8 protein-coding genes are annotated in these 7,662 nt (G+C 32.1%); 1 reads left to right on the top strand and 7 read right to left on the bottom strand.

All coding sequences use genetic code 11. The features are described 5' to 3' along the window. Nucleotides 1–209, top strand: a 209-nt coding sequence (locus ACWIUX_RS01445; protein WP_448588945.1) for a hypothetical protein, incomplete at its 5' end; no start/stop codon positions are given. Nucleotides 210–212: 3 nt separating this feature from the next. On the opposite strand, the gene ACWIUX_RS01440 is transcribed toward ACWIUX_RS01445, so the two are convergent. The 7 genes from ACWIUX_RS01440 to ACWIUX_RS01410 form a co-directional block, all read right to left on the bottom strand. Next, a complete protein-coding gene (locus ACWIUX_RS01440) occupies nt 213–518 on the bottom strand; it encodes a hypothetical protein (protein WP_448588944.1) in 306 nt (101 codons plus the stop codon). 119 nt (nt 519–637) lie between these two features. Further along, complete coding sequence (locus ACWIUX_RS01435) at nt 638–1,357, bottom strand: ribonuclease H-like domain-containing protein (RefSeq protein ID WP_448588943.1); 720 nt, start codon at nt 1,355–1,357, stop codon at nt 638–640. 48 nt (nt 1,358–1,405) lie between these two features. Beyond that, nucleotides 1,406–1,837, bottom strand: a complete 432-nt coding sequence (locus tag ACWIUX_RS01430; RefSeq protein ID WP_448588942.1) for a hypothetical protein — start codon at nt 1,835–1,837, stop codon at nt 1,406–1,408. 82 nt (nt 1,838–1,919) lie between these two features. Then, nucleotides 1,920–2,825, bottom strand: coding sequence for a class I SAM-dependent methyltransferase (locus ACWIUX_RS01425; protein ID WP_448588941.1), 906 nt, complete (start codon nt 2,823–2,825; stop codon nt 1,920–1,922). A 24-nt stretch (nt 2,826–2,849) separates the two neighbouring features. Further along, nucleotides 2,850–3,821, bottom strand: a complete 972-nt coding sequence (locus tag ACWIUX_RS01420) for a zinc-dependent alcohol dehydrogenase family protein (protein WP_448588940.1) — start codon at nt 3,819–3,821, stop codon at nt 2,850–2,852. Between the two features lie 51 nt (nt 3,822–3,872). Continuing rightward, nucleotides 3,873–4,400 carry a hypothetical protein gene (locus ACWIUX_RS01415; protein ID WP_448588939.1) on the bottom strand — a complete coding sequence of 176 codons (528 nt, stop codon included), beginning with the start codon at nt 4,398–4,400 and terminating at the stop codon, nt 3,873–3,875. 291 nt (nt 4,401–4,691) lie between these two features. Further along, on the bottom strand, nt 4,692–7,433 hold the full coding sequence (locus ACWIUX_RS01410) for an alkaline phosphatase family protein (protein WP_448588938.1): 2,742 nt from the start codon (nt 7,431–7,433) through the stop codon (nt 4,692–4,694). Nucleotides 7,434–7,662 lie beyond the last annotated feature (229 nt).

The raw sequence follows: 7,662 nt of genomic DNA, 5'->3' as shown, positions 1-7,662 counted from the left end.
CTTTCTTATTTTTTATCTTTATAGACTACCTTTACTGCCCTACAGCAAATGCCTCTGAGTTTATTAATTTTTATACCGATTCGTATTTAGATACATTCTCTTATTCAAAAGAAAGCATAGAGGTAATTCCAGACGGAAAAGTTAAGATTTCTGCTGTAGAAGGCATTGATTTCCTAATTCAACAGAGACTTCCTACAGGAGGGCGTTAAATATTAGTGATTATTTGCATAATTAATACCCTCTCTTACTTCGTGAATTGCCATATCAGTGTACTTAATAGCTTGAACTCTGTGACCGTCAAAGTCATGGGCTGCCTTATTAAGATGCTCCCTCGCTTTTATCAAAAGATTTAAAGCCGCCTCCATTTCAGGATGATTTTCCCATGCCAATTGTTGATAGTACCAAGGCATAATTGGTTGAGCCTGGGCAGAACTCTGATTAGGAATTAGATTGAACGAAGTGGTGGAAACAAACATAAGAAAGCTGCCTAGAAATAAACCAATAAGAAAATTTTTCATGCCTACCTCCTTGTTTTGACTTGTGTTACAAATTAATTTACGTTAAATTTATTAAAATTAAATTAGTTGTCATAGAAAGTTAAAAAAGGGATTAGCAATTATGAATATTCAGCAATAGTCTAAGTTAAAATCTCAATTTCACATTGATTCAAGTCATTTGGCAATATCAAAGAACCATTTCCACGAGCAATATTAATTCTATTAAAGAGCTTTGCAAGTGAAAGAACATCCTCAGCACAATAAAGAGCAATCTCTTTTAATTTGTTATCTTTAAAATATTCAGCCACCTGTTTACCATCCATCTGAGTTTTACAATCAATTCCGTTTAACGTACAAAGAGCCTTCAATGAAGAATAAGAATTAGTAAGTAAATAAGTATCTATATGATACATGCTATTCTTACTTGTATAATTAGGCCTGCTATTTTCCCACCTGTCGCTGGTATCAAGATACTCTTTTATCCCCATTTTTGCTTGTTCTGATAATAAATCGTAAAATCTAATTGCCTGTAAAGTCAAAATTGGCATGTCAAAATTTTGACCATTGTGAGTAACAATTATGGGATAATTTGAGTATTTTAATTTTGATTTTTCAAATAACAAATAAAAATTAGAAAAAAATTTATCGACAATTAAAGATGCGTTTTTGCTTATATAAGACTTAAAGTAAAAATCCTGCAAATTAACGTTACATATAAAAGAAAAACAAACTGGAACATGAAAAACACTTTGTTTAATAAATTCATTATTATAAAATTGATTTTTAAGTTTTTCTGAGCCTGCCTTTTCAATAAGATTATCATCAATAATTGTTTCAATATCCAAAAACAAATACACCATCTTCATGCTCTCCATTAAAAATAATAAAATATCCTCAAAATTAATTATCTATTTATTCGAATTATTCTTTATTGCTTCAATTAAGAGCCTGCCTATGGTTCCCTCCTGTACATAATCCCAAGTAGGATTTTCTATATTATCTTGATACAAAATATCTCCATTTTTATTGTAATCGGTAAAATAAAGTATCATTATTAAATTATTTTCAAGATCTACCTTCAAATAAACAATTGTGTATAAAAGTAAATCATAACCGTATGTCGATATGTTATGAGATTTCAGAATTGAAATATAGGCATTCTTTCCAGCTTCAGAATACAACTCCTTATAGTCAACTTCAATTATATCCTGAGTTAAATGCTTTATACTATCTGCATCATAAAAAAATTGATTTCCATAAACATTATCTGTTGCAAAATAAACCCAATCTGATGCCATAGCATCCGTAAAATTAATATCAAAAGCTAAAATAACAAACATCAAAATTACCAACAAAGATTTAAAATTACTTATGGCTCTCACCAACTTAAATTAAATTAAAATATAAAAATGATATATAATTTTATCTTTTCTCTCCTATTAAAACTACAAAAGCTCCCTCACCATAGCCTGGTTTTGGTTTTTGAACATAACTTAAATCTTTTATATCGTCTTCAAACAATACTTGAATAGAACCGGAAAACTTAACACCAATCTTATTAAAAAGTTCAATAACCTCCTTTGACGAAAAAAATCTTGCTTTCTTATAAAAAACGCTGTGTGATTGTTTCTTTAGATATAATTTACCCAACTTACTTTCTTTATCAACTATAGCAACTATTAATCTTGAACCATTTTTCAAAACTCTTTTCGCTTCAGACAAACTTTTTTCAGGATCGTTCACAAAACAAATTGTAACAGCAAGAAGTACAAAGTCAAATTCTTCGTCTTGAAAAGGCAAATCTTCAGCTATGCCTTTATATACTTTTATACCTCTGTCTCTTGCAATTTGAGCCATTCTATCAGAAGGCTCAACACCAAATGAGATTCCCAGGGGCTTTGCAAATCTTCCACTTCCCACCCCTACCTCAAGACCTTTGCCTGAAGAAGGAATTGCCATTTTTAAAGCTTCGATTTCTGACAGATAAACAAATTTGTTTTCTTCAAACCAGGATTCGTATTCGAACGTATATTTTTCAAATACTTCAACTTTTTTTAAAAAGTCTATATAAAATGTTTTAGCACTATTAAGGGTTTCAAAATTTGAAATTATAGAATTTACATTTTGACTAATCAACTTATTCTTAAATTCATTACTAATTTTTGAACCGATCAAAATATATTTACTTAAATCTATGTTACATAAACTTTCATTTGAAATCTTTTTTAAAAATTTATCATTGTCAAAAATTGAATAAAACGGAGCTTCTTCAAAATTTCCCTTAAATATATCATCATTATATTCTGTAGCGATCAAGGCAAATTTCATTAAATATAACTCACAAAGAACAGTTTAACTGACAATTAAAACGCCTGCTCCTTTATATTCACCGCGTTTTAACATTAAAAGCGCTTTATTCGCATCTTGAAAATCAAATTCATGTATCTTTGATTCTATTGAAATAGACGATGCAAGGTTTAAAAACTCTTTCACATCTTCTCTAGTGATATTAGCCACGCTTTTTAGTTCTTTTTCATTCCATAGATGTACTTGATAATCAAGTTCTGGTATAAAGGATTCCTTTCTAATAAGATTTGTAACCAGTCTACCACCCTTTTCGAGAACACCCAAGGCTTCTCGTATAACATAACCTGCAGGCGTAGTATCGATAGCACGATTTAATTTTTTTGGAGGAATGTCTCCCGTAGCACCTACCCAATCAGCTCCCATTTCCATTGCCATCTTGCTTGCAGAATCACCTCTTTTTCTTGTAAATACATATACTTCGGAATTTGGATAAAGTCCTTTTATTATCTGAATCACAATGTGAGCTGATGCACCAAAGCCAAAAAGCCCTATGCGATCACCATCAATCATATTTGTAAGCTTTAGAGATCTATAACCTACTGCACCAGCGCACAGAAGTGGTGCAGCCTGGACATCTGAAAAATTATCAGGTATTTTGTAACAAAAGTCTTCAGATATTAGACAATACTCAGCATAACCTCCATCCACATCACAACCCGTAGCCTTAAAATCATTACAAAGGTTTTCTTCGCCTCTTTTACAAAAATAGCAATTCCCGCATGCGGAGTTTATCCATGCAATGCCAATTCTATCACCGGGCCTAAATTTTGTAACACTTTTCCCCACTTCCTTAACTCTACCTACTATCTGATGACCTAGTATAACTGGGAGTTTTGGTACAACTCTGCCTTCAATCTCATCAAGTTCAGTATGACATATTCCACAACATGAAATTTCTACCAAAATTTGATAAATATCTGGTTTTGGTTGGTCAACTTCTTTAATTTTAAGTGGCATACTCTCAACTTTTGATATTTTATCTAAAATTAAAGCCTTCATCGCAAATTATTATTTTAAAAATTTTTTAAAAAAGTCATATTCTTTTTGTTGAATTGAACCATCTTTAATCTCCTCAACTTTCGAACTTTCATCCTTTGACTTATTAGTAAGATTATCGTTTGCATCATAATAATAAATAGGCGAAATTCTTTGAAATGTTGCTCTTAAATAGTCGAATTTATAGAGCGCTTCTTTGTGATCTACAAAACAAGACTTAGAAAACCACCCAGCACTGTTTGCACACTCAAGAGAAATGATGTTATTTGAAGGAGCTTCCAATATCCACACAGTAAGAGTTTCATTATCTTTATCGATTTTAATGGTTTCTGGATAATAATAGTAAAAAACAGGATAGTAAAAGTTAGCCGGAGTACTGGTTAAATTTCTATCTAGTGAATCTTTTATAGGTAGCCAATTTGAAGAAAGATTTTTAGTATCTGGTTGAGGAATAAATATCTCCGATTGGTCAGCATAAGATATAGAAAAGAAAACAATAAAGGGAATAATAAAAAATATTGTTTTAAGTAAATTTTTCAAGATTTAAACCCCCTACAAAACATTATTTATTAGATAACATTATAATACAAATGTCTCACATAGCAATATTATTTTTTAAATTTTAGGGCGGTTTATAAGTTTATATGCCTTTACTTGATAATATCGATAATTTACAAAGATACTTATATAAAAACAGAAAAATATAAATTGAAATAAATTAAACCAGGCCAATTTTTATGCCACGCAAAGAAAATGACGTTAATGAAAAATTTAATATTAAATAAATTTGCCCCATGAAATAGAGATGCATATTTCATAGGGCAAATAAATCTAATTATGGTAGCTATTATTCATTACAGGTTTTACTTTTGCTTCGTCTGGTGTATATACCTTATCATCACCTGGATATGGCGAATTAAAGCCTTTCACACTATACCATATATCTCTATTTAACAGATTAACATTTTGCTTGTCTTCATCGTCTAATGTAGAACCAGAAAACATATTTTTAGAAGCTAAGGCCCACAGATACTGAAGATTATTAGAGGTCTTCAATGCATCCAAATCTGGATTCATTTCATCCAAGGGAACATTATTTGGTAAAACATTATAAGGAGTAAAGTTTGGGTGGTTTGTGAAAGCATCATACATAGGAGTTGCAGCAGAATCCATTTGGTTCATCGGTGGTAATCCTAAAATCTGCTCTATTGTTCTTAACATATCAACTTGGGTATACATTGTATGGTCTACAAAATTTCTCTTTACATAAGGCCCTATTACAAACGCAGTGGTCCTGTGACCATCAACATGATCTATCCCATTTTGGGCATCGTCCTCAACTACAAATATGACTGAATCTTTCCAATATTTGCTATGACTTATTGCATCAACAATTCTACCTAAAGCAAGATCGTTATCAGCAACCATTGCACGTGGTGTGGGTAACCCAGGTTTTGTGCCACCTGTATGATCACTAGGCAAAGATATGATTATAAGATCGGGTAAGTTATTATTTTTTACATATGAGTTAAATTGTCTTAAGAATATATCTAATCTATACTGATCCGGTATATACAGGTCAAATGGAGGATAATCGCGAATCAAAACTCTGTCATTTGATGGTACATCTGACACAGCTTGAAATCTCCCGAGCGGTACGTGCAACTTACCTTTAAGCTTTCCCTCTAAAATTTCTGAGTCCCTGTACCAGTCATTCCAACTTCCAAGAGGCTCTACACCAGACCCAGTTGGAGTACGAAAATATTTTACATATTCACCAAAATTAGCTACAGATTTACCATGATTGACTGCATCTTCCCATATAAATCCAGACGAAAGATAAGCAAGGCTATCTCCACCTTCATTAGGATAGCTACGTGGAAAGTCACCGAACTGTCTTTCTACATAATCAGGGTTTAAACCTTGATCAGTCCACTGATGCCCGTCAGCAGATACTGAACCGCTACAATAAAAGTTATCAAATAGGATAAAATCTTTTGCTAATGCGTGTTCGTTTGGAGTAATTTTTTCACCAAACACCACTAAATCTGGATCACCATTTCCTTCTTTCATATCACCAAGTACCTGATCATAAGGTCTATTTTCTTTAATAATGTAGAAAACGTGTTTAATAGCTGAGGAGCCGCCTAAATTTAATGGAATTGAAAACGAAACTCCAAATTGGTAATTAGTAGATCTATTTTGAGACTCGCTCAACTGATTTGAAATTCCAAACGTGCCATAATTATTCCCATTCTTTAAACTATCGCTGTTTAAATTTTTCCAATTGTTATTTTCATACACTTGTTTTGTATATTCAGCCAAAGCTTTATCATCCGGATATTTTATAACTGATATGCTGCCCAGCCATGCATATACTGAATGGCCAAAAATTTGTTTAGAATGTCCAAATGGCACCTCTTTGCCTAAAGATCCTACTCCTTTTATATTCGCCACCACAATACTATTTAATGCTTTATCAATAGCTATATCACCAGGATACCACCCAGTAGGAATTAGACCATCAAATTTTACAGCTTCGTTTTCGCCATTCCAATCATAAACAGCTACCGCATTATTAGAACCAAGGCTTACAAATAATTTATTCTGAAATATTACAATAGCGTTTGGCTGACTGCCAAATATTGAATTAGGATACGGATGAACGCTGATAGTTTTTACCACAGCTAAAGATTGCCTGTTTATAACAGAAATTGTATCGTTGTTAGTATTTGTTACGAAAATATCTTCTTTATTTTGACACATTGCAGTAGGCTGCAAACCTACAGTGATATTTTTTACAACTGAATTTGTACTAAGATCTATCACAGAAACTGTACCAGTGCTAGCCATACCAGAAGTCGGATTAGAAACTATTGGAGTCCCACTCGAATAATTCGTAAAATCATCTGGGGTAGCAATTCTTCCACCCTGATTCGAAACAAAGGCCATATTTTTGTCAACTAAAATTGTATACGGTGCATTGCCAACAGGTATTTCACCAATAAATTCATCAGTAGAGAGATCAACTATACCGACTGAATTGTTTCTGCTCAAGGCAACATATAATTTCGAACCATCATTAGAAATGGCTAAACCACCAGGATCCGAAGTTTTACCGTCAATATTTTTTGGCAATTTAATTATCTTGTATAAGGTTAATAATCCATCTTTATCTACATTAAAATCTAGAATCTTCCCATCGCTAAAGGAAGCATATAATTTCGAACCATCATTAGAATAGATAATGCCAGTATAAGACCCACCTTTTTCACTTTCAGACAAGGCAAATTTTTGGATTACCTTACCGCTTTTCAGGTCTATTACAACTATAGGTGAATAATTTGGAGTTAGACCATTAGGATATCCTCCTACATTTACAACAGCAGTTTTGCCATCTGGATTTATGGCAATAGCATTAGGCCTACCAGAAATAAGGATCTGTTCTCCTGCGGGCGTTAAAAGCTGATCTGTAGGAACCCAAAGTGAATTATTAGCAAAAGAAGGAGATTGCAAAAAAAGAAATTGAAAAACCAAAAATAAAACTGTAAAAAATAAAAATGATTTTTTCACAGCTCAACCTCCCTTTTTATTTATTAATTAATCCTAAATAAAAATTTTTAACAATGTGTTAATGTAAAGTTAATTATAAGTTAAAAGATGTAAAAATAGTTTAGTAGACTCGTAACCTACGAAAATTGCAGACGTTAGAATTAGCCTCATACAATAAAAATTAGTGAATTTATAAAAAACAGGATAGTAAGATCAATTAAATATACTTATAATAACAATTCATAGTTTA

The sequence above is a fragment of the Thermodesulfobium sp. genome (assembly GCF_053498235.1).
This window is presented reverse-complemented; position numbering and strand designations above follow the sequence as displayed.